Consider the following 928-nt stretch of genomic DNA (forward strand, 5'->3'; position numbering starts at 1 on the left):
TCGACTTCCCCTTTGCCCGCGCCCTGATCGTGGTGCGCAGCCAGCGAACGAAGAAAAAGAGCGGCCTCACCACCACCGAGTCCCGTTACTACCTCTCCAGCGCGCCACCGGATCCGTATTCGCCCCAAGAATGGTTAAACTGGATCCGAGGACATTGGGGCGGGGTGGAAATCCGCAACCATTGGCGACGCGATGTCCTGATGGGCGAAGACCGTTCCCGCTCTCGCCAGCCCAACCTGCTGGCCAACTTGGCGCTCATCCGTAACGCCCTCCTCTCGCTCCTCTCCGAACGCCTCGGCGAACAATCCCTCCCGCAGTTCCGCGAACGATTCTGCTCCACCCCTAAACAATGTCTGGCCATCCTTGCCGCCGCATGAACTCTAAAACAAAAGACCCTGGGGCGTTGCGCAGCGTCTTTTTTTATGAACGGGCAAGTGATTCTGCGCCAGGAAGGGAAAGAATGGCTAAACACGAAGCGACTTTTTCGATGCAATAGCCTCGATGAGGCAGCTTTTCCATTTAGGAACAAGCGGGGTAAAAATTGCCGGTTGCGAGCTTCGATTGCCAGTTCTCCCGAAGAAATCGAATGGTTCGATGGGCAGTGGAAGGAACGTCACGATCTGGGAGCGGGGCGATCGGTGGGCGACTATTTGCGCCAAGTTATTGCCCAAGATGGGCAGGCGGTGGCGCTGCTGGTTTGGAAGGCCGGCCTGCTACGCGCTCAACGATTGGGATCGGTGGATTGGATGGAGCGCCGCATAGCGGGTGGAGCGGCTCAAGTTGATCATACAAAACCGGCGTTTTCTGCTGCTCACTCCCAAGGGGCAGGCGCCCAATCTGGCCTCCCAAGCTCTGGGAGCGGCCTTGCGGGCGTTGCCGGGGCAGTGGCGGGATCGCTTTTGGCTACACTCCGCTTTTGGCCGAGAGC

General features: G+C 59.1%; 1 protein-coding gene and 1 pseudogene. Both read left to right on the forward strand.

What is annotated here, in order from left to right; all coding sequences use genetic code 11:
* The coding region (locus A37A_RS21180) for a hypothetical protein (RefSeq protein ID WP_018290112.1) at positions 1–377 on the forward strand (377 nt) is incomplete at its 5' end.
* A 171-nt stretch (positions 378–548) separates the two neighbouring features.
* Positions 549–928, forward strand: a pseudogene (locus A37A_RS20490) (hypothetical protein); the annotation flags it as partial.

The sequence above is a fragment of the Verrucomicrobium sp. 3C genome, assembly GCF_000379365.1.
Lineage (GTDB): Bacteria > Verrucomicrobiota > Verrucomicrobiia > Methylacidiphilales > Methylacidiphilaceae > Methylacidimicrobium.